Origin of the sequence: Sorangium sp. So ce1335 (assembly GCF_051521615.1) — a bacterium.
In the GTDB taxonomy this organism is placed as follows: domain Bacteria; phylum Myxococcota_A; class Polyangia; order Polyangiales; family Polyangiaceae; genus Sorangium.
The window spans coordinates 10,702,403-10,723,829 of record NZ_CP150363.1; the positions used below are offsets into that span (position 1 = coordinate 10,702,403).

The 21,427-nt window shown below is 70.5% G+C and carries 17 protein-coding genes; 8 read left to right on the forward strand and 9 right to left on the reverse strand.

The features are described 5' to 3' along the window. Positions 1–290: 290 nt before the first annotated feature. Positions 291–608: a hypothetical protein gene (locus tag WMF24_RS40075; protein ID WP_437732734.1), complete on the reverse strand. Its 318-nt coding sequence runs from the start codon at positions 606–608 to the stop codon at positions 291–293. A 189-nt stretch (positions 609–797) separates the two neighbouring features. On the opposite strand from WMF24_RS40075, the gene WMF24_RS40080 reads away from it, so the two are divergent. The 5 genes from WMF24_RS40080 (at position 798) to WMF24_RS40100 (ending at position 5,007) form a co-directional block, all read left to right on the forward strand. Then, positions 798–1,835, forward strand: a complete 1,038-nt coding sequence (locus WMF24_RS40080) for an IS630 family transposase (protein ID WP_437729744.1) — start codon at positions 798–800, stop codon at positions 1,833–1,835. Positions 1,836–2,048: 213 nt separating this feature from the next. Next, positions 2,049–2,336 carry a hypothetical protein gene (locus tag WMF24_RS40085; protein WP_437732735.1) on the forward strand — a complete coding sequence of 96 codons (288 nt, stop codon included), beginning with the start codon at positions 2,049–2,051 and terminating at the stop codon, positions 2,334–2,336. 124 nt (positions 2,337–2,460) lie between these two features. Further along, positions 2,461–2,619 carry a hypothetical protein gene (locus WMF24_RS40090; protein WP_437732736.1) on the forward strand — a complete coding sequence of 53 codons (159 nt, stop codon included), beginning with the start codon at positions 2,461–2,463 and terminating at the stop codon, positions 2,617–2,619. A gap of 264 nt (positions 2,620–2,883) precedes the next feature. Beyond that, a complete protein-coding gene (locus WMF24_RS40095; protein ID WP_437732737.1) occupies positions 2,884–3,099 on the forward strand; it encodes a hypothetical protein in 216 nt (71 codons plus the stop codon). Positions 3,100–4,374: 1,275 nt separating this feature from the next. After that, positions 4,375–5,007 carry a hypothetical protein gene (locus WMF24_RS40100; protein ID WP_437732738.1) on the forward strand — a complete coding sequence of 211 codons (633 nt, stop codon included), beginning with the start codon at positions 4,375–4,377 and terminating at the stop codon, positions 5,005–5,007. Positions 5,008–5,652: 645 nt separating this feature from the next. Here the strand turns inward: WMF24_RS40100 and WMF24_RS40105 are convergent. After that, on the reverse strand, positions 5,653–8,511 hold the full coding sequence (locus tag WMF24_RS40105; protein ID WP_437732739.1) for a hypothetical protein: 2,859 nt from the start codon (positions 8,509–8,511) through the stop codon (positions 5,653–5,655). A 1-nt stretch (position 8,512) separates the two neighbouring features. Between WMF24_RS40105 and WMF24_RS40110 the strand changes: the two genes are divergently transcribed. Then, positions 8,513–9,199 carry a hypothetical protein gene (locus tag WMF24_RS40110; RefSeq protein ID WP_437732740.1) on the forward strand — a complete coding sequence of 229 codons (687 nt, stop codon included), beginning with the start codon at positions 8,513–8,515 and terminating at the stop codon, positions 9,197–9,199. A 550-nt stretch (positions 9,200–9,749) separates the two neighbouring features. Here the strand turns inward: WMF24_RS40110 and WMF24_RS40115 are convergent. Further along, positions 9,750–10,514 (reverse strand): AraC family transcriptional regulator, encoded by a 765-nt coding sequence (locus WMF24_RS40115; protein ID WP_437732741.1) that lies wholly within the window; start codon positions 10,512–10,514, stop codon positions 9,750–9,752. 54 nt (positions 10,515–10,568) lie between these two features. Here WMF24_RS40115 and WMF24_RS40120 point away from each other — a divergent pair, with 54 nt between their 5' ends. Further along, positions 10,569–11,177: a class I SAM-dependent methyltransferase gene (locus WMF24_RS40120; RefSeq protein ID WP_437732742.1), complete on the forward strand. Its 609-nt coding sequence runs from the start codon at positions 10,569–10,571 to the stop codon at positions 11,175–11,177. A 30-nt stretch (positions 11,178–11,207) separates the two neighbouring features. Here the strand turns inward: WMF24_RS40120 and WMF24_RS40125 are convergent, their stop codons facing one another. The 3 genes from WMF24_RS40125 to WMF24_RS40135 form a co-directional block, all read right to left on the reverse strand. Then, positions 11,208–12,491 (reverse strand): hypothetical protein, encoded by a 1,284-nt coding sequence (locus WMF24_RS40125; protein WP_437732743.1) that lies wholly within the window; start codon positions 12,489–12,491, stop codon positions 11,208–11,210. Positions 12,492–12,807: 316 nt separating this feature from the next. After that, positions 12,808–13,392 (reverse strand): hypothetical protein, encoded by a 585-nt coding sequence (locus tag WMF24_RS40130; protein ID WP_437732744.1) that lies wholly within the window; start codon positions 13,390–13,392, stop codon positions 12,808–12,810. Positions 13,393–13,510: 118 nt separating this feature from the next. Next, positions 13,511–14,158 (reverse strand): TetR/AcrR family transcriptional regulator, encoded by a 648-nt coding sequence (locus WMF24_RS40135; protein WP_437732745.1) that lies wholly within the window; start codon positions 14,156–14,158, stop codon positions 13,511–13,513. A 78-nt stretch (positions 14,159–14,236) separates the two neighbouring features. Between WMF24_RS40135 and WMF24_RS40140 the strand changes: the two genes are divergently transcribed. Continuing rightward, a complete protein-coding gene (locus WMF24_RS40140) occupies positions 14,237–14,977 on the forward strand; it encodes a 3-oxoacyl-ACP reductase family protein (protein ID WP_437732746.1) in 741 nt (246 codons plus the stop codon). Between the two features lie 63 nt (positions 14,978–15,040). On the opposite strand, the gene WMF24_RS40145 is transcribed toward WMF24_RS40140, so the two are convergent. The 3 genes from WMF24_RS40145 to WMF24_RS40155 all read right to left on the reverse strand — a co-directional run bounded on the left by WMF24_RS40145 (position 15,041) and on the right by WMF24_RS40155 (position 21,424). Then, positions 15,041–18,319: a hypothetical protein gene (locus tag WMF24_RS40145; RefSeq protein WP_437732747.1), complete on the reverse strand. Its 3,279-nt coding sequence runs from the start codon at positions 18,317–18,319 to the stop codon at positions 15,041–15,043. 294 nt (positions 18,320–18,613) lie between these two features. Beyond that, entirely contained in the window at positions 18,614–20,260 is a 1,647-nt protein-coding gene (locus tag WMF24_RS40150) for a hypothetical protein (RefSeq protein ID WP_437732748.1), read from the reverse strand. 240 nt (positions 20,261–20,500) lie between these two features. Further along, the gene (locus WMF24_RS40155; protein WP_437732749.1) at positions 20,501–21,424 is read right to left on the reverse strand and encodes a response regulator; all 924 of its coding nucleotides are present in this window, start codon (positions 21,422–21,424) and stop codon (positions 20,501–20,503) included. Positions 21,425–21,427 lie beyond the last annotated feature (3 nt).

The following is a 21,427-nucleotide window of genomic DNA, read 5'->3' on the forward strand; positions in this document are numbered from 1 at the left end:
CGCTCCGCCACGAGCCGTCGACCGCGCCGAGGCGATGGGGCAGGTGGCTGGACGCACCGCGTCCCGGGTGCCAGAGAATTTGTCTCTCGATCTGAGCCGCTCACGGAGGATCAGGTCACCACGCCCGGGGAGCCTCTCCGGACGCTCACGCACCGGCCCGAGCCCCCACGCCGCGCGTTTGCCGCCGTGGAGCGGGCGCGCCACCGGACCGAGCGCTTCGTCGCACGCTCAAGCACTCATGAGGATGCGACCCGATCGCCGGACAGCAATCCTGGCATCCGCCGATCTCTTCAGGGATTCAGCGTGGCGACGAACACATCGCGAGGCGCTGTGGAGGGGAGCGGGTCGGTGTCCATCCACGGGTAGATGGAACCGGCGATTGCAAGCGTGCCATTCGGAGAGATGGTCATGTCCGCCCCGCCGCCTCGATAACCCGTCGGGACGTGGAAGTTGGCGGACCAGAGCGGGGTCCCGCTGTCGTCAAGCTTGGTAACCCTCGCGGCCCCGGCGAGGAACATTCCACCGGCAGGATCCAGGATTATATCCCCGGCGTAGGGAATGGTGCGGCTGGTGATGACCTCCCCTGCGGCGTCCAGCTTGACCAGCACGTAGAACCACTCGTCGCCAGCTCCTAAATTCCCGATCCTGATTCGGGAACGCCAGCAATTCCAAGCGCTTGAACGGAAAGCTTGCAGGTCGGCCTCTCCGTGCGCTCGTGGCCGCTGTGAACGAACCCACCACGAGGAGGAGAGGCCGATGGGGAGAATGTTCTTCGGCTTCGTTCCCGGCACAAGCGGGTGCTCCAGCAGCGAGCCCGAAAAGCGCGGGACGGGGCCTACCGAATCCGCTGCCTGATTCTGCTGAGGTTGGACGCCGGAGCGACGCCGGCACGTATTGCAGAGGAGCTCCAGGTCGCTCGCTCGACGATCAGCCGGATCCGCTCGCGCTTTCTCGCCGAAGGACTTGCGGGCCTACGCGACCATCGCGCACACAACGGTCAGCGCAAGGTTTCTGCAGCGCACCGGCGGCGACTTGAGCAATTGCTCGACGCGAGCCCGCAGGACTTCGGCTGGGCACGGCCGACGTGGACGCGCGAGCTGCTGGCGCTCCAGCTCGAACGCGACACCGGGCTACGCCTGAGCGTCGGCCACATCGGTCGGCTGCTGCGAGCGATGGGGGCGCGCCGCAAGCGCCCCCGTCCCGTCGTCCGCTGCCCGTGGCCGAAGGCGCGCGAGCGCCGCAGGATCGGAGCGATCCGCAAGCTGATCTGCAGCCTGCCCCGCGACGAGATCGCGTTCTACGTCGACGAGATGGATGTCGATCTCAACCCGCGGCTCGGGCTCGACTGGATGCGGCGCGGTCGGCAGAAGCGTGTGCTCACGCCCGGCAACAACCAGAAGCGCTACGTCGCTGGCGCGCTGACGATCGGCTCGGGCAAGCTGACGTGGGCGTTCGGCGCTCGCAAGAGCAGCGACTTGTTCATCGCGGCGCTGGCCACGCTGCTGCGCCGCTACCGGCGCTACCGGCGGCTGCACGTCATCGTCGACAACTTCGGCATCCACACGAGCAAGAAGACCCGAGCATTCGTCGAGGCCGCGGGAGGCAAGCTCGTGCTGCACTTCCTGCCGCCGTATGCGCCCCAGTACAACCGCATCGAACGTGTCTGGAAGCAGGTCCACGACAACGTCACCCGCAACCATCGGTGCGCGAGCATCGACCAACTCGTCGAGGAGGTGGATGATTGCCTGGAGGCCCTCTCCCCGTACCCGGGGTCGTCCGCGAGCCTGCGGCCTGTGGTCAGCTCGCCCGTTGCCGATTCGGGATCGGCTATTTAGCGCGCCACCGCCGAAATCGACGGTGCCATCCACGACGCCCGTCACCAGGATCTCGCCCGCGGCGTTGGCCGCCACCGAGTAGGCCGACGCGATGGGGTTGTCGAGGTACCTGGATGGGAACTGCCGTTGCCAGAGCAGAGCACCTGTCGGCGACAGCTTGGCGACGTTGAAATCCGCACCGCGGGGAGCAGAAAAAGAATCAGACTCGTCCGGGTGCACCACGAGCACGTTGCCGTCGCCGTCGACCGCGAGACCTCCCCTCGCGCTCGATGGCGGCGTGGAGTCTGGCACATACTTACTCCAGAGGACGCCCTCACCTCCGGCGCTCACCTTCGCCACGTGATAGCCAACACCATCCCAGCCAGCAGTCGCCTCGAGGACGAACACATTGCCGACGCCATCGACGGCGATCTCCACTACACCCGCAAAATTGAGACCCACCCGCAAGCCATTGCTCCAGATGTGGTTGCCCTCGGGATCGAGCTTGACCAGGAAGAGTGAGGGAGCAACCTCATCGGCGTGCGGGAGGGGCCCCCCACCAAAATCTGGACCTTCACCATGATAGTACGGCCCACGCCCTGCATAGCTTCCGGCAAAGTAGATATTTCTGCTCCCGTCGACGGCCATGGTGTCGATCCGGTCGTCGTACTCGGTCCCGAAGCGCCTGCTCCAGATCAGCGAGCCGGAGGGGTCGAGCTTGAGGAGGAAGACGTCGGATTCCCCTGCGCTGGTGAGAGGGCCGGCGCCGAAGTCCACCGTCCCTTCGAAGGAGCCGGAGACGTAGTAGTTGCCCCACGCGTCGCTCACGATGGAGTTGGCGCCTTCGTCGCCGGGGCCGCCGTATGCCCGCGCCCACGGCGAAAGGCGGGGGCACTGGGGGTCGCCGTCGCAGTCCTCGTCCACCGGGCTGGCGCAGATCTCGGCGGCCGGCGCCACCGCACCTGTACACGGGCCATAGCCGAGCCCATCGGAGCGACATGTCTGCGTCCCGGTGGTGCACGGCCCGATGCCCACGGTCCCGGTGGGGCCTGTGTAACAGGTGAGCACCGTGCCCGGCACGCACGTGCCTGGCGTGCCGCCGCCCTCGCCGCCGCTGCCGCCGACACCGCTGCTGGCCGCGCCGCTGCCCCCCTCGCCGCCGCTGCCACTGCCGCCCTCGCCGCCGCTGCCACTGCCGCCCTCGCCGCCGCTCCCTCCGCCGCCCTCGCCGCCGTCGTCGAAAGGGTTGAACGTGGCGACGAAGATGTCGCTGCCCGCCGCGTAGGCGATCGGACCCGTCCCGAAGTCCACCGGCGCAAGCACGCGCCCGGTGGCTGCGATCGTGCCATTCGGAGCAAGGGCGATGTCCTCGAAGATCGCATCGGCGTCGGTCGACCACGTCTCTGTCCCGCTCGCGTCGAGCCCGGCCAGCCCACCGCCCGCGATGACGATGCCGCCGGCTTGGTCCAAGGCGATCTCGTCGCCGAAGCGAACCGGGCGGCTGAAGAGATGCTGGCCTCCAGCATCCACCTTCATGAGCATCGGCCCACGAGGGAGCACGCCGCCGCCGAAATCGATGGTTCCGTCCGTGAAGCCCGTCACGAAGATCTCGTCCGCCGCGTTCACCGCCACCGCCGCGTTCACCGCCACCGAGGAGGCCGATCCATCGAAGGATTCGGTGACAAACTGTCGTCCCCACAACCAACCATTAGGTCCATACTTGGACAGGTGGATGTGGAACGGGTTTGCATTCACCACGATCGCGTTTCCTGATCCATCGATAGCAAGATCCGCTCCCGTGCCACTGTCGGTACCCGGAGTGACGAAATCTAGCCAGGTGAGCGTGGTTCCGGCGCGCAACCTCGTGAGATACAGTTGACCAAGTCCAGATAGCACGTACCCATTGCCGGCTCCATCGAGGGCGACTCGCAGGACCTCCCTCTCGGACAACGGATCACCCGGAAAGCCCTTGCTCTGGATGTGGTTTCCCTCGAGGTCGAGCCTGGCCACGAAGAGCGTGGACCATTCGGCGGGCTCGAGGGGGCCCCCGCCAAAATCGGGGCCCGGCACGGGAGCGTGGGCTGGACCTGCGTTATAGACTCCGGCGACGAAGAGGCTTCCGCCATCGCCGATGGCCACGGTGAGGCTCTCATCGTCGTACTCGGCACCGAAGCGCCTGCTCCAGATCACCGAGCCGGAGGGGTCGAGCTTGAGGACGAAGACGTCGGATCCCCCTGCGCTGGTGAGAGGGCCGGCGCCGAAGTCCACCGTTCCTTCGAAGGCGCCGGAGACGTAGTAATTGCCCGACACGTCGCTCACGATGGACAGGCCGCTGTCGTCGCCGGCGCCGCCGTATCCCCGCGCCCACGGCGCGAGGCGGGGGCACCGGGGCTCGCCGTCGCAGCTCTCGTCCAACGGCGTGGCGCAGATCTCTGCGGCCGGCGCCACCGCACCGGCACACGGGCCGTAGCCGAGCCCATCGGCGCGGCACGTCTGCGTCCCGGTGACGCATGGCCCGATGCCGATGGTCCCGGTGGGACCCGTGTAGCAGGTGAGCACCGTGCCCGGCACGCACGTGCCTGGCGTGCCTGACGTACCGCCCTCGCCGCCGCTGCCGCCGACGCCGACGCCGCTGCCGCCGACGCCGCCCTCGCCGCCGCTGCCGCCCTCGCCGCCGCTGGCGCCACTGCCGTCACTGCCGCCCTCGCCCCCGCTCGCGCCGCTGCTGGCCACACTGCTGCCGCCCTCGCCCCCGCTCGCGCCGCTGCTGGCCACACCGCTGCCGCCCTCGCCCCCGCTCGCGCCGCTGCTGGCCACGCCGCTGGCCGCCTCGCCCCCGCCGCTGCCGCCGGCGCCGCTGCTGGCCACACCGCTGCCGCCCTCGCCCCCGCTCGCGCCGCTGCTGGCCACACCGCTGCCGCCCTCGCCGCCGCTGGCGCCACTGCCGTCACTGCCGCCCTCGCCCCCGCTCGCGCCGCTGCTGGCCACGCCGCTGGCCGCCTCGCCCCCGCCGCTGCCGCCGGCGCCGCTGCTGGCCACGCCGCTGCCGCCCTCGCCGCCGCCGCCGCCGCTGCCTGCCTCGCCGCCGCTGCCGCTGCCGCCGCGCACGACGAGATCGCACCCTGTGCAGGCGACGACAGCTGCGATGGCCAAGGCGGCCGATCCACCCCGCCTCCCCCTGCATCGCGCGTGAGCAATCGACTCATGGTCTCTGGTCATGGCCGCTTCGTTGCCCGGCCTGGCCGGAGTATTCACGCTCCGCCGCGAGCCGTCGACCGCGCCCAGGCGATGGAGCAGGTGGCTGGACGCACCGCGTCGGCGCCCGCTCGCGCTCCTCCGGCGCACGATCGCGCCTCCAATCGTTCCGAACGGGCAGAACGACACCAGGAGAATGCCTCCCTGCCTCCACCTCTCGTACCGCTCTCCTCGAGCGCCAAGCACGGCGCTCCAGCGCGGAGCGCGATTCCACGGGTATTCCCTCGGGAGAGCGGCTCGAGCCCCTCGGGATCCCGTCTGGCGAGGCGCTCAGGCGTCGTTCGCGGCGACCGAGATGTCACCGCCATCCGCCGCGTGGCGGCTCAATCCGGGGCCGAAGTCCGCCCGATTGTCCCCCCGGTGCCAGAGAATTTGTCTCTCGATCTGAGCCGCTCACGGAGGATCAGGTCACCACGCCCGGGGAGCCTCTCCGGACGCTCACGCACCGGCCCGAGCCCCCACGCCGCGCGTTTGCCGCCGTGGAGCGGGCGCGCCACCGGACCGAGCGCTTCGTCGCACGCTCAAGCGCTCATGAGGATGCGACCAGATCGCCGGACAGCAATCCTGGCACCCGCCGATCTCTTCAGGGATTCAGCGTGGCGACGAACACATCGCGAGGCGCTGTGGAGGGGAACGGGTCGGTGTCCATCCACGGGTAGATGGAACCGGCGATTGCAAGCGTGCCATTCGGAGAGATGGTCATGTCCGCCCCGCCGCCTCGATAACCCGTCTGGACGTGGAAGTTGGCGGACCAGAGCGGGGTCCCGCTGTCGTCGAGCTTGGTGACCGCCGAGCCCGCGGTGAGGAACATTCCACCAGCAGGATCCAGGGTTATATCCCCGGCGTAGGGAATCGTGCGGCTGGTGATGACCTCCCCTGCGGCGTCCAGCTTGACCAGCACGTGGAACCACTCGTCGCCAGCTCCCAGCGCGCCACCGCCGAAATCGACGGTGCCATCCACGACGCCCGTCACCAGGATCTCGCCCGCGGCGTTGACCGCCACCGAGTAGGCCGAGGCGATGGGGTTGTCGAGGTACGTGGATGGGAACTTCCGTTGCCAGAGCAGAGCACCTGCCGGCGACAGCTTGGCGACGTTGAAATTCGGACCGCGGGGAGCAGAAAAAGAATTAGACTCGTCCGGGTGCACCACGAGCACGTTGCCGTCGCTGTCGACCGCGAAACCTCCCGCCGCGTTCCATAGCGCGGAGTCTGGCACATATTTACGCCAGAGGACGCCCTCACCTCCGGCGCTCACCTTCGCCACAAGATAGCCAACACCATCCAAGCCACCGGTCGTCGTGTAGAGGACGAACGCATTACCGACGCCATCGACGGCGATCTCCTCCACACGCCCGAACTGGTACCCCATCAGAAAGCCATTGCTCCAGATGTGGTTGCCCTCGGGATCGAACTTGACCACGAAGAGCCACGGAGCAACCTCATCGGCGTGCGGGAGGGGCCCCCCACCAAAATCTGGACCTTCGCCATGAAAGAACGGCTCACGCCCTGCATAGCTTCCGGCAAAGTAGATATTTCTGCTCCCGTCGACGGCCAGGGTGGCGGACCCATCGTCGTACTCGGTCCCGAAGCGCCTGCTCCAGATCAGCGAGCCGGAGGGGTCGAGCTTGAGGAGGAAGACGTCGGATTCCCCTGCGCTGGTGAGAGGGCCGGCGCCGAAGTCCACCGTCCCTTCGAAGGAGCCGGAGACGTAGTAGTTGCCCCACGCGTCGCTCACGATGGAGTTGGCGCCTTCGTCGCCGGGGCCGCCGTATGCCCGCGCCCACGGCGAAAGGCGGGGGCACTGGGGGTCGCCGTCGCAGTCCTCGTCCACCGGGCTGGCGCAGATCTCGGCGGCCGGCGCCACCGCACCTGTACACGGGCCATAGCCGAGCCCATCGGAGCGACATGTCTGCGTCCCGGTGGTGCACGGCCCGATGCCCACGGTCCCGGTGGGGCCTGTGTAACAGGTGAGCACCGTGCCCGGCACGCACGTGCCTGGCGTGCCGCCGCCCTCGCCGCCGCTGCCGCCGACACCGCTGCTGGCTGCGCCGCTGCCCCCCTCGCCGCCGCTGCCACTGCCGCCCTCGCCGCCGCTCCCTCCGCCGCCCTCGCCGCCGTCGTCGAAAGGGTTGAACGTGGCGACGAAGATGTCGCTGCCCGCCGCGTAGGCGATCGGACCCGTCCCGAAGTCCACCGGCGCAAGCACGCGCCCGGTGGCTGCGATCGTGCCATTCGGAGCAAGGGCGATGTCCTCGAAGATCGCATCGGCGTCGGTCGACCACGTCTCTGTCCCGCTCGCGTCGAGCCCGGCCAGCCCACCGCCCGCGATGACGATGCCGCCGGCTTGGTCCAAGGCGATCTCGTCGCCGAAGCGAACCGGGCGGCTGAAGAGATGCTGGCCTCCAGCATCCACCTTCATGAGCATCGGCCCACGAGGGAGCACGCCGCCGCCGAAATCGATGGTTCCGTCCGTGAAGCCCGTCACGAAGATCTCGTCCGCCGCGTTCACCGCCACCGCCGCGTTCACCGCCACCGAGGAGGCCGATCCATCGAAGGATTCGGTGACAAACTGTCGTCCCCACAACCAACCATTAGGTCCATACTTGGACAGGTGGATGTGGAACGGGTTTGCATTCACCACGATCGCGTTTCCTGATCCATCGATAGCAAGATCCGCTCCCGTGCCACTGTCGGTACCCGGAGTGACGAAATCTAGCCAGGTGAGCGTGGTTCCGGCGCGCAACCTCGTGAGATACAGTTGACCAAGTCCAGATAGCACGTACCCATTGCCGGCTCCATCGAGGGCGACTCGCAGGACCTCCCTCTCGGACAACGGATCACCCGGAAAGCCCTTGCTCTGGATGTGGTTTCCCTCGAGGTCGAGCCTGGCCACGAAGAGCGTGGACCATTCGGCGGGCTCGAGGGGGCCCCCGCCAAAATCGGGGCCCGGCACGGGAGCGTGGGCTGGACCTGCGTTATAGACTCCGGCGACGAAGAGGCTTCCGCCATCGCCGATGGCCACGGTGAGGCTCTCATCGTCGTACTCGGCACCGAAGCGCCTGCTCCAGATCACCGAGCCGGAGGGGTCGAGCTTGAGGACGAAGACGTCGGATCCCCCTGCGCTGGTGAGAGGGCCGGCGCCGAAGTCCACCGTTCCTTCGAAGGCGCCGGAGACGTAGTAATTGCCCGACACGTCGCTCACGATGGACAGGCCGCTGTCGTCGCCGGCGCCGCCGTATCCCCGCGCCCACGGCGCGAGGCGGGGGCACCGGGGCTCGCCGTCGCAGCTCTCGTCCAACGGCGTGGCGCAGATCTCTGCGGCCGGCGCCACCGCACCGGCACACGGGCCGTAGCCGAGCCCATCGGCGCGACACGTCTGCGTCCCGGTGACGCACGCCCCGATGCCGATGGCCCCGGTGGGGCCCGTGTAGCAGGTGAGCACCGTGCCCGGCACGCACGTGCCTGGCGTGCCCGACGTACCGCCCTCGCCGCCGCTGCCGCCGACGCCGCTACCGCCGCTGCCGCCCTCGCCGCCGCTGCCGCCGCTGCTGGCCACGCCGCTGCCCCCCTCGCCGACGCCGCTGCTGGCCACGCCGCCGCTGCCGCCGACGCCGCTGCTGGCCACGCCGCCGCTGCCGCCGACGCCGCTGCTGGCCACGCCGCTGCCCCCCTCGCCGCCGCCGCTGCCGCCGACGCCGCTGCCCCCCTCGCCGCCGCCGCTGCCGCCGACGCCGCTGCTGGCCACGCCGCTGCCCCCCTCGCCGCCGCTGCCGCCGCTGCCCCCCCCGCCGCCGCTGGCCGCCTCGCCGCCGCCGCTGCTGGCCGTCCCGGTGCCCCCCTCGCCCCCGCCGCTGCTGGCCGCCCCGGTGCCCCCCTCGCCCCCGCCGCTGCTGGCCGTCCCGCTGCCGCCCTCGCCCCCGCCGCTGCTGGCCGTCCCGCTGCCGCCCTCGCCGCCGGTACCGCCGACGCCGCTGCTGGCCACGCCGCTGCCCCCCTCGCCGCTGGCGCCGCCGCTGCCTGCCTCGCCGCCGCTGCCGCCGCGCACGACGAGATCGCACCCTGTGCAGGCGAGGACAGCTGCGATGGCCAAGGCGGCCGATCCATCCCGCCTCCCCCTACATCGCGCGTGAGCAATCGACTCATGGTCTCTGGTCATGGCCGCTTCGTTGCCCGGCCTGGCCGGGATATTCACGCTCCGCCATCAGCCGCCCGCCGACCAGCGCCGAGACGATGGGGCCAATGGCCGGACGCACCGCGTCGGCCCCGCCCGCGCTCCTCCGGCGCACGAGCGCGCTTCCAGTCGTTCAGAACGGGCAGAACGACACCAGGAAAATGCCTCCCTGTCTGCGCCTCTCGTACCGTTCACCAGGAGCGGCAAGCACGGCGCTCCAGCGCAGCGCGCGATTCCTCGAATACACCCATGGAGAGAGATCCGGGCCCCTCAGGATCCTGCCTGGCGAGGCGCGCACGCGTCGATCGCCGCGACCGCGATGTCACCGCCATTCGCTGCGCAGCGGCTCGATCCGGGACCGAAGTCCCCACGATCGACACCGCCTCAGCCGCCGTCCTCGCCCGGCTCGCCGCCGGACTCCGGCGAGCGACGCCGCAGATCGACGCGGCGTACGCCTGCCTCCGAGCCCTGCCGCGTCGCCCACGTTCGCCCGTGGGTGCCAGGACCAGCTACCGCGCGAAGTACGCCCCAGGCGCCACGCCGAGCAGGCGCCGGAACGACGCGATGAAGGCGCTCGCGCTGCGGTAGCCCACGCGCTCGGCCACCGCCGCCACCGGCACCCGCGCGGCCATGTGCGTGAGCGCGGCGCGCAGCCGGAGGTGGGTCCGCCACTGCCCGAACGTGGCCCCGGTCTCGGCCAGGAACAGACGGGCGAGCGTGCGGGCGCAGGCGCCTGCGGATCGAGCGAACGCCGCGAGCGTCCGCGGGTCGGCCGGGTCGGACAGCAGCGCGTCGGCCACGCGACGGGCCCGCGGATCGAGCGGCAAGATCAGCTCGATGGGGCTCGAGTCCAGGGGCCGCAACACGTCGAGCAGCAGGCGTTCGGCGTGTGCGCGCGAGCGCGCGGTCGCGCTCGGGTCGGCGAGGAAGCCGATCAGCTCGCAGACGAGCGGCGACGCGGCGACCACCGTGGGCGCCGCCCAGCGGATCGGGCAGCCCCGGCGACGGACGTACACGCTTCGCATCGTCGCCGGCAGCGACGCCTCGACGGCGTGGACCACCCCTGCCGGGATCCAGAGGGCGCGCGGCGGCGGCAGCACCCAGACCGCGGCGCCGACGCTGACCGCGAGCACGCCACGGGCGCACCACACGAGCTGGTGCACGGGGTGCTGGTGCCAGTCGAAGCGCCGGCCGCGGGCCATGTCGAAGCTGCCCACGACGAGGGCGCCGGCGTCCGCGGGCAGATCGAAGGACGGTTGTCTCTTCGTCGACATCGATTGGCAGAGTAGCGCATGGCGGACACCCATCGAGCCGACTACCGTTCGCGCATGCCAATGAATCGAGTTCATCAGTGGCTCTGCGCCTCGGCGCGCTGGGCCGACGCCGTGGAGCGCCAGTTCCTCCCCTGGGCCCTGGCCGGGGTCGAGCTCGGGGACGAGGTGCTCGAGATAGGGCCCGGCTACGGCGCGACGACCCGGGTGCTGCTGAAGCGGACGGCGGCGCTGACCGCCATCGAGACCGACGCGGCGCTGGCCGGCCGCCTCGCGCGGCAGCTCGACGGGCGGGCCCGCGTGGTCCACGGCGACGGCACCGCCATGCCGTTCGCCGACGGGAGCTTCACCGGCGTCGGCTGCTTCACGATGCTGCACCACGTGCCCTCGCCGGCGCTGCAGGATCGGCTGTTCGCCGAGGCGCTGCGGGTGCTCCAGCCGGGCGGGATCTTCGCCGGCGCCGACAGCATGCCGAGCCTCGGCTTCCGCCTCGTGCACGTCTTCGACACGATGGTGCTCGTCGATCCGACCACGCTCCCGCAGCGCCTCACGGCCGCGGGGTTCGTCGACGTCGCGGTCGAGGCGGCGCCGCGCCGCGCGTTCAAGTTCCGCGCCCGCAAGCCGGCGCCGTCGCCACCCGAGCATGTGAAGAAGCGCGCGTCCTAGGACTGCGATGCCTTCGTCGGCCCCCGGAGCTCACTCCTTCGCTAGGTACGCGACCATGAAGCACATCTCCTGATTCGTCCCCTCCCCCCAGGGCACGTCCTGTGGCGGGAGCTGGAACTGCCCCTCGCTCTCGGCCGCGTTGTCCCAGGTGCACTCGGTGACGAAGCGATCTCCCGTCCCCCAGCGCAGCGGCTCGTCGAACATGGTGAGCGCCTGGTGGTGGAACTCGAACTCGCCGCGCGCCGCGCACTCCTGCTCGCGGCCGTCGCGCTCGACCCACGCCCGGTAGGAGCGCCCGAGCAGGTGCATGTGCGGGAGCAGGCCGTAGACGAGCATCGGCGGGCCGTCGTTCGTCGTGCTGCTCCGCTCGGTGTGGCCCTCGACGCCGGCGGGGATCGTGAAGGGCACCGGGCCGAACACATCCATGGTGACCTCGGCGCGGGGCGGCTCGCGCGAGAGCTGCACGCGATACCCCGATCGATCGCGGCTGCTCGCGCGCCCGCGCCCGAAATAATGCATCTGCAGGACGAGCTGCTCGCCCGGCCCGACGCGGACCCCGGCGCCCTCCGGGAGCCGCGTCACCCCGACGCCGGGCGCCCAGCTGTGGAGGAGCTGCCAGTCGAGCTCGATGACCGGATCGCGGCACGGAAAGGCGCGCGTCCCCGGCGGGACGCCGTATCCGATGCCCGCGTCGCCCGCAAGATCCCGGTACACGGCCATGTGGTGCACCACCGCGGGATCGCCGACCACCGCCTCGAACGCCGTGATCCAGGCAGGCTCCGTGAAGGGATTGTCGATGATCGTGCAGAAATACTCGTTGCCGTCGTCGTCGAGCGTCACGTCGTGCGCCTCGGGCATCTCGAGCGTGGCGTCGGGGACCTCGATGGTGTCCGTCGCGCGCTGCGGCGGGGGCGCGTCGGCCGGATCGCCGAGCGGCGCGCCGCCCCGCGCCCATGCCTCGAAGCGAGATCGCTCGTCGGCCGTGAGGCTCATCCGCTCCGCGCCCTCGTAGCTGCGGCAGGTCGGGTCGGGCACCGGCGGCGGCATGTCCCCGTCGCTCACCCGAAGGGCCATGAGCGCGGCCAGCCGCTGCGCCGTCGCCGCGTCCGTCAGCGCCACGCCGCCGACGCCTGCGCCGTCGTGACAGGAAGCGCACGAGCGCTCCACGAGGGGCTGGATGTCCCGGTACCACGTCACCTTCGCTCCCGACGGCGAGGGCGCTTCCCCATCGTCCCCACACCCCATCCCCCCCACCACCCCGAGCGCGAGCACCGCCGCGCTCCGCGCTCCACGCACGGCTCTGCACCACGTCATCCCACACGTCCTCTCTTCAACGGCCGACACAGGAGCCGCGTCTCTCCGGCGAACTCCTCTCAATCAACCGTTTCAAACAAACGTTTAAGCCGCGCGCGATGGCCTGTCAAGGACAGGCCGGCGACCGCGCGGGGGCGCGCAGCTTTCCAGCGGGGCGGGGTGCAGGGGGGACCTGCCGGCAGCCGCCGGAGAGGTTGGCCGGCTTCGCCACGAGCGACGTGACCGCCGTGAGCTGCCACGCGGAGCACGCCCCGGCGCCACGCCGAGGAGGCGCCGGAACGACGCGATAAGGGATCTCCTGCCGTCGGCGCGGGAGCTACGTGCGGGTCGCGCGGCGCCGCACCTCGGCCACGAACGAGCGGAGCGCGTCGTCGCCTGAGTTCGCCTTCATCAGCCTGCGGTAGAACGCCATCCGGCTCCGCAGGAGGTCCGGCTCATGACGCCACCGCCGCACGGCGAGCCGTCCGTCTCGGAACTCGTACTCATCGAGCCAATCGTCGGGTTGGTCGCCGCTCGAGTAGGCGAAGAAGCGCGCATCCTCGAGCGCCGGCGCAAACGCGTCGAGCGCACGGTGCAGGTTCCGCGCGTCGATGTAGCAGACATCCGTCAGCATCTCGAGGACCACGTAAAGCCGACGAGGATCGCCCCCCTCGACCGCCCAATCAGCCCCCTTTTCCGCCGGACGCACCAGATGGATTGGCCAGCTCTGATCGGGCTCGAGCCCGCCAAAGGCCTCGCGGGCGAGGGCCTCCAGGTCCGGACGGACAGGCACGAAGGCGCGGTGGTCGTCGATGAAGGGGGTGAGTTGATCGAACCAGAGCCGGAAGCGCCCGAAGTACGCAGGATCGCGATCCCGCTGGAAGGACCCGGGCGGCTCTCGTTCGGCGGGTGTCACGAGCACCTGCGCACGGTAGCAGCGCGCGAGAGCCGCAGGGCGCCCGGGGCAGGTCGACGTCCGGCGGCGAGCCTCGAGCGCGACGAACGCCGGCTCCGAGCTCGCCACGGGACGACGCGAGCCCCTACGGCCCGCCCGGGGCGCCGGGCCATGCCCGCATCGCGGTCTCCACGGCCGCGCGGAGGCTCTCCCGTGACGCGCCGTCCCGCGCCTGGACCGACATCCCCAGCAAGACGGTCGCGTAGAACGTGGCCAGCGCGGCGGCGTCGGTGCCGGACGCGAGCTCGCCGTCCTCGATGGCCCGCTGGATCCGCGCCTGGAGCGCGCCGTGCCAGGCCTCGCGGTGCCCCCGCAGCAGGTCCTGCACGGGCCGGGCGCCGGGGGAGCACTGGGTCCCGGCCAGCGCGATCATGCAGCCGGACGGCTGATCGGTGCGCGTGAACTCGTCGGCCGCCGTCTCGAGGAGCCGCTGCACCGCGCCCCGGGCCGTCGGCTCCTCGGCGAGGAGGCGGTCCATGCTCCCGCCCCCCCGGGCGAGGTACCGGTCGACCGCCGCCCGGAAGAGCTGCTCCTTGCCCCCGAACGTCGCGTACAGGCTCGACGGGCTGATGCCCATCGCCGCGCTCAGCTCGTCGAGCGACGTCGCCTCGTACCCCCGCTCCCAGAACAGGACCATGGCCCGCTCCAGCGCCGCCTCCTGATCGAAGCAGCGCGGCCGCCCTCGTCCCCGCTGGACTTGCCCCGCCGCCTTTTTTGAGAACGATCGTTCCATAAATCGCTTGACGAACTGCAACAGCCTACGTAGTTTCCTTTTAAGGAACGATCGTTCCAGAAAAAAGGAGACCTGTCGATGAGCACGCTGAAGGGCAAGGTTGCGCTGGTCACGGGGGGTTCGCGGGGTATCGGGGCGGCGATCGCCAGGCGCCTGGCGCACGAGGGCGCCGCCGTGGCCATCACCTATTCCGCGTCGCCGGCGAAGGCGGCCGAGGTGGTTCACGCCATCGAGGCGGCGGGCGGCAGGGCGGTCGCCGTCCGGGCGGACAGCGCGGACGCCGACGCGGTGAGGGGCGCCGTCGCCTCCACGGTGAAGACCTTCGGTCGGCTCGACGTGCTGGTGAACAACGCGGGCGTCGCCTCCATCGCGCCGCTCGATCAGAGCTCGCTGGAGGAGTTCGACCGGCTCATGGCGGTGAACGTCAGGGGCCTCTTCGTCGCGGCGCAGGAGGCTGTCCGCCACATGGGTGAGGGCGGGCGCATCATCAACATCGGGAGCATCGTCAGCGACGGCGTGCTCATCCCGGGGTTGGCCGCCTACGCGGCGACAAAGGCAGCGGTCGCCGGCCTGACGCGCGGCTGGGCCCGGGATCTCGGTCCGCGCGGCATCACGGTCAACAACGTCCAGCCCGGCCCCGTGGACACCGACATGAACCCGGCCGACGGCCCGCTCGCCGCCGAGATGAAAGGCCGGATCGCCGTGCAGCGCTACGGGCGAGGCGACGAGATCGCCGGCATGGTGGCGTACCTGGCCGGCCCCGAGGGCGCCTTCGTCACGGGCGCCAACCTGACGATCGACGGCGGCGCCTCCGCCTGAGCGGAGGCGGGGAGCCGCGCGCACCGGGAGCGTCGGGCCGCAGCCGCGGGGCCGCCGATCTCTTCAGGGATTCAACGTGGCGATGAAGATCTCGCGATCCGACGCGCGGGGGGAGGGGTCCGTCGACGGGTAGATGGTACCGGCGATTGCAAGCGTACCATTCGGAGAGACAGCAAGGCCCGACGCGCCGCCTCCATAACCCGTGGGGAGGTGGAAGTCGGCGGACCAGAGCGTGGTCCCGCTGTCGTCGAACCTGGTAACCTTTAAGCCCTCGCGGACGAACATCCCACCAGCAGGATCGAAGGTCCTCTCCCCGGAGCCGTAAATCGTGCGGGTGGAGATGACCTCCCCTGCCGCGTCCAGCTTGACCAGCACGTGGAACCGCTCGTCGCCGGATCCCAGCGCGCCGCCGCCGAAATCGACGGTGCCATCCACGACGCCCGTCACCAGGATCTCCCCCGCGGCGTTGACCGCCACCGAGGAGGGCGACGCAATGGGCCGATCGTGGTACGTGGATGGGAACTGCCGCAACCAGAGCAGATCACCTGTCGGCGACAACTTGGCGACGTTGAAATTCGCACCGGGGTCGAGAGAGTCCTGGTCCGGGTGCGCCACGACCACGTTACCGTCGCTGTCGACCGCGAACCCCCCTCCGCCCATGAGGTATGTCCAGCGGACCCGCTGGCCTCCGGCGTCCACTTTTGCCACGGCATAGGCCTCAGAGGATGTGCAGAGGACGAACACATTGCCGACGCCATCGGCGGCGATATTCCTCACGCTCCCATCGTCGAGATCAATCGACAAGCCATGGCTCCAGACGTGGTTGCCCTCGGGATCGAGCTTGGCCAGGAAGAGCGCGGAAGAACCAAAATCGGCGGGAGGGAGGGGACCCCCACCAAAATCCGGGCTTTCATAAGAGTGCGGCGTACGCCCTTCATAGGCTCCGGCAAGGTAGATATTTCCGTCTCCGTCGACGGTCAGGGTGGAGGACCGCTCGTTGTACTCGCCCCCGAAGCGCTTGCTCCAGATCGGCGAGCCGGAGGCGTCGAGCTTGAGGAGGAAGACGTCGGATCCCCCTGCGCTGGAGATAACAAAGCCGGCGCCGAGGTCCACCGTCCCATGGAAGAGGCCGTAGACGTAGTAGTTGCCCGACGCGTCGCTCACGATGGATGTGGCCCAGTCCTCGCCGGGACCGCCGTATACCCGCGTCCACGGCGGCACGCGGGGGCACCGGGGCTCGCCGTCGCAGCTCTCGTCCACCGGCGTGGCGCAGAGCTCTGCGGCCGGCGCCACCGCACCGGCACACGGGCCATAGCCGAGCCCATCGGCGCGACACGTCTGCGTCCCGGTGACGCACGCCCCGATGCCCACGGTCCCGGTGGGGCCCGTGTAGCAGGTGAGCACCGTGCCCGGCACGCACGTGCCTGGCGTGCCGCCGCCCTCGCCGCCGCTGCCGCCCTCGCCGCCGCTGCCGCCCTCGCCGCCGCTGCCCCCGTCGCCCTCGCCGCCGTCATCCAAGGGATTGAACGTGGCGACGAAGACGTCGCTGCCCGCCGCGTAAGCGATCGGACCCGTCCCGAAGTCCACCGGCGCGAGCACGCGCCCGGTGGCTGCAATCGTGCCATTCGGAGCGACGGCGATGTCCTCGAAGGTCGCATCGGCGTCGGTCGACCACGTCTCTGTCCCGCTCGCGTCAAGCCCGACCAGGCCATCCCCGGCGATGACGATGCCGCCGGCCGGGCCCAAGGCGATGTCGTCGCCGAAGCGAACCGAGCGGCTGAAGAGATGCTGGCCTTCAGCATCCACCTTCATGAGCATCGGCCCACGAGGGAGCACGCCGCCGCCGAAATCGATGGTTCCGTCCGTGAAGCCCGTCATGAAGATCTCGTCCGCCGCGTTCACCGCCACCGAGAAGGCCGATACATCGAAGGATTCGGTGATGAACTCTCGGCCCCACAACCAGCCATCAGGTCCAACCTTGGACAGGTGCATGTGGTACCGTCCTGCGCTCACCACGATCGCATTTCCCGCGCCGTCGATAGCAAGATCCGCTCCCGTGACACCGTCGGTATACGGATTGACGAAATCTAGCCAGGTGAGGGTGGCTCCGGCGCGCAACCTCGCGAGCCACAGGACACCATCTCCCAAAAGCACGTACCCATCGCCGGATCCATCGAGGACGACTCGCTTGACATCCTTGTCGTACAACGGATGACCCGGAAAGCCCTTGCTCCGGATGTGGTTGCCCTCGAGGTCGAGCCTGGCCACGAAGAGCGTGGACCGTTCGGAGGGCTCGATGGAACCCCCGCCAAAATCTGGGCCTGGGACGGGAGCGTGGGCAGGACCTGCGTTATAGACTCCGGCGACGAAGATGCTTCCGCCATCGCCGATGGCCACGGTGACGCTCTCATCGTCGTACTCGGCACCGAAGCGCCTGCTCCAGATCACCGAGCCGGAGGGGTCGAGCTTGAGGAGGAAGACGTCGGATCCCCCTGCGCTGGTGAGAGGGCCGGCGCCGAAGTCCACCGTCCCCTCGAAGGCGCCGGAGACGTAGTAGTTGCCCGACGCGTCGCTCACGATGGACAGGCCGCTGTCGTCGCCGGCGCCGCCGTATCCCCGCGCCCACGGCGCGCGGCGGGGGCACCGGGGCTCGCCGTCGCAGCTCTCGTCCACCGGCGTGGCGCAGAGCTCTGCGGCCGGCGCCACCGCACCGGCACACGGGCCATAGCCGAGCCCATCGGCGCGACACGTCTGCGTCCCGGTGACGCACGCCCCGATGCCGACGGTCCCGGTGGGACCCGTGTAGCAGGTGAGCACCGTGCCCGGCACGCACGTGCCTGGCGTGCCTGACGCGCCGCCCTCGCCGCCGCTGCCGCCAGCGCCGCTGCCGCTGCCGCCGACGCCGCCCTCGCCGCCGCTGCCGCCAGCGCCGCTGCCGCTGCCGCCGACGCCGCCCTCGCCGCCGCTGCCGCCAGCGCCGCTGCCCCCCTCGCCGCCGCTGGCGCCGCTGCTGGCCACGCCGCTGCCCCCCTCGCCGCCGCCGCTGCCGCCGGCCACGCCGCTGCCCCCCTCGCCGCTGCCCCCCTCGCCGCCGCCGCTACCGCCGACGCCGCTGCTGGCCACGCCGCTGCCCCCCTCGCCGCCGGTGCCGCCGGCGCCGGTGCTGGCCACGCCGCTGCCGCCCACGCCACCGCTGCCGCCCTCGCCGCTGCTGGCCACGCCGCTGCCCCCCTCGCCGCCGCCGCTGCTGGCCGCCCCGCTGCCGCCCTCGCCGCCGCTGCCGCTGCTGCCGCTGACGACGAGATCGCACCCTGTGCAGACGAGGACAGCTGCGATGGCCAAGGCGGCCGATCCATCCCGCCTCCCCCTGCATCGCGCGTGAGCAATCGACTCATGGTCTCTGGTCATGGCCGCTTCGTTGCCCGGCCTGACCGGATTGTTCACGCTCCGCCACGAGCCGCCGACCAGCGCCGAGGCGATGGGGCCGATGGCTGGACGCACCGCGTCGGCCCCGCTCGCGCTCCTCCGGCGCACGAGCGCGCTCCCAGTCGTTCAGAACGGGCAGAACGACACGAGGAGATTGCAGGCACACGCGCCCGGATCGCCGGACAGCAATCCGGACGCCCGCCGTTCCCTTCAGGGATTGAACGTGGCGACGAACATGTCGCCACCCGCTGTGTAGGGGAGCGGGCCGGTGCCGAAGTCCATCGGCGTGAACATGGTACCGGCGATCGCAACCGTGCCGTTCGGAGAGATGGCGATGCCCTCCACGGCAGGCATGTACCAGGACTGCGAGGGGATGGTGAAGCCGACGGACCAGAGCGTGGTCCCGCTGTCGTCGAGCTTGGCAATCCCCGAGCTCCCGGCGACGAACATCCCACCAGCAGGATCCAGGACCAATCTTTTGTGATGGGGGATCGTGCGGCTGGAGATGACCTCTCCCGCGGCGTCCAGCTTGACCAGCACCGGCGCGGCACCATCGCCCGAGCCACCGCCGAAGCCGATGGAGCTATCCGCGGCGCCAGTCACCAGGATCTCGCCCGCGGCGTTGACCGCCACCGAGGAGGCCAACGTGACGCGGTCCCCGTAATACGCGGACGGGAACTGCCGTTCCCAGAGCAGAGCGCCTGTGGGCGACAGCTTGGTGACGTTGAAATACGACTCGGGCCAGAAGATGTTGAAATCGTCCGGGTGCGCCACGAGCACGTTGTCATCGCCGTCGACCGCGAGCCCCCCCTCCTTGGCTCCGGCCACCCCGCTGCTGCTGACGAATCCTGGCAGATAGTGTCTCCAGAGGACGCCCTGGCCGCCGGCGCTCACCTTCGCCACGACATAGGACTCATAGAACAGGTAGAGGACGAACACATCGCCGACGCCATCGACGGCGATCGCCTGCACTCTCTCGAGGTAGGAACCCTGATCGAGCACCAGACCATTGCTCCAGATGTGGTTGCCCTCGGGATCGAGCTTGACCAGGAAGAGCGCGGTATCCTGCTCGATGGGCGGGACGGACCCTCCACCGAAATCCGGACCGCCATCATAGTATGGATACTCACCTTCATAGAGCCCGGCAAAGTAGATGTTTCCGCTATCATCGATGGTCAGGGTGGCGGACCAATCGTTGTACACGGTCCCGAAGCGCCTGCTCCAGATCACCGAGCCGGAGGGGTCGAGCTTGAGGAGGAAGACGTCGGATTCCCCCGCGCTGGTGAGAGGGCCGGCGCCGAAGTCCACCGTCCCTTCGAAGGCGCCGGAGACGTAGTAGTTGCCCCACGCGTCGCTCACGATGGACAGGCCACTGTCGTCGCCGGGGCCGCCGTATGCCCGCGCCCACGGCGAGAGGCGTGGGCACTGGGGATCGCCGTCGCAGTCCTCGTCCACCGGGCTGGCGCAGATCTCTGCGGCCGGCGCCACCGCACCTGTACACGGGCCATAGCCGAGCCCATCGGTGCGACACGTCTGCGTCCCGGTGACGCACGCCCCGATGCCCGCGGTCCCGGCGGGGCCCGTGTAGCAGGTGAGCACCGCGCCCGGCACGCACGTGCCTGGCGTGCCCCCCTCGCCGCCGCCGCCGCCAGCGCCGGCGCCGCTGCTGGCCACACCGCTGCCCCCCTCGCCGCCGCTGCCGCCGCTGCTGGCCACGCCGCTGCCCCCCTCTCCGCCGCTGCCGCCGTCCTCGAGGCCGAGGCCGCTGCTGGCCAGACCGCTGCGCCCCTCGCCGCCGCCGCCGCCGCGCACGACGAGATCGCACCCTGCGCCGACGAGGACAGCTGCGATGGCCAACGCGGCGGATCCACCCCGCCTCATCCTGCATCGCGCGTGAGCAATCGACTCATGATCTCTGGTCATGGCCGCTTGGTTGCCCGGCATGGCCGGGACATTCACGCTCCGCCACGAGCCGCCGATCCGCGCCGAGGCGATGGGGCCAGCGGCTGGGCGCGCCGCGTCCGCCCCGCTCGCGCCGCCTTCACCCGCCGCGCAGCGGATCAACCCGGCGCCGAGGCCCCCCCGATCGCCGCCGCCTCAGCCGCCGTCGTCGCCCGGCTCGCCGTCCGACTCCGGCGAGCGACACCGCATCACCATGCAGATCTCGTTGCCCTTGTCGTTGTGCCGCACCTCGTCCATGAAGGTGCGGATCAACATCAGGCCGCGGCCGCTCGGCTTCTCCAGGTTGGCGAGGTCGGTCGGATCCGGCAGGTCGCGCGGGTCGAAGCCGGGGCCCTCGTCGCGCACCACGTACGTCGCCTCGGTCCGCGTCTCGCGCGCGGTCACGTACACGCGCCGGTCCCGGTATGGGCTCTCCAGCCGGCGCCGATCGACGAGCGCCTGGAACGCGCCAGGGTCCTCGTCGAGCAGCGTCGAGCTGACCTCGAGGTTGCCGTGCACGATCGCGTTCACCAGCGCCTCGCGCAGCGCCACCGCCACCTGGATGCGGCCCGTCTCGTCGCACAGCCGCATCCGGCCCAGGCTCTGCTCGATGTGGCCCACCAGCGCGGGCACCTTCGCCACGTCGTTGTCGAGCTCGAAATGCGACTCGGTCGCCGTCAGGCACGACAGGAGCTGCTGCTCCCGACGATCGAGCCGCGCCACGGCGAGGACGTTCTCGACCGTGCTCACCAGCTCCGCCGCGAGGTTCCGCTTCGCGACGTAGCTGGCCGCGCCGCGCCGGAGCGCCTGCACCGCGATGTCCTCGCTGCCGTGCGCCGTCATCAGGATCACCGGCAGGTACGGGTGATCGCGGCGGATCGCCTCGACGAGCTCCAGGCCGTCCATCTCCGGCATCTGGAGATCGGTCAGCACGATCTCCGGCATCGTCCGCGCGATCGTCTGCAGCGCCTCGCGGCCGTTCTCGGCGTACATCGGCTCCATGCCGGCGCGCTTCTTCAGCAGGCTGCCGGAGAGGCGCCGATCCATCGGGGAGTCGTCCACCACGAGCACCCTCACCATCGC

Bases quoted from the DNA above. Each gene is read 5' to 3' on its own strand.
- WMF24_RS40135 (WP_437732745.1), bottom strand. From the start codon at position 14,158: ATGGAACGATCGTTCTCAAAAAAGGCGGCGGGGCAAGTCCAGCGGGGA.
- WMF24_RS40120 (WP_437732742.1), top strand. From the start codon at position 10,569: ATGCCAATGAATCGAGTTCATCAGTGGCTCTGCGCCTCGGCGCGCTGG.
- WMF24_RS40125 (WP_437732743.1), bottom strand. From the start codon at position 12,491: ATGACGTGGTGCAGAGCCGTGCGTGGAGCGCGGAGCGCGGCGGTGCTC.
- WMF24_RS40140 (WP_437732746.1), top strand. From the start codon at position 14,237: ATGAGCACGCTGAAGGGCAAGGTTGCGCTGGTCACGGGGGGTTCGCGG.
- WMF24_RS40090 (WP_437732736.1), top strand. From the start codon at position 2,461: ATGGTGTCGATCCGGTCGTCGTACTCGGTCCCGAAGCGCCTGCTCCAG.
- WMF24_RS40155 (WP_437732749.1), bottom strand. From the start codon at position 21,424: ATGGTGAGGGTGCTCGTGGTGGACGACTCCCCGATGGATCGGCGCCTC.
- WMF24_RS40115 (WP_437732741.1), bottom strand. From the start codon at position 10,514: ATGTCGACGAAGAGACAACCGTCCTTCGATCTGCCCGCGGACGCCGGC.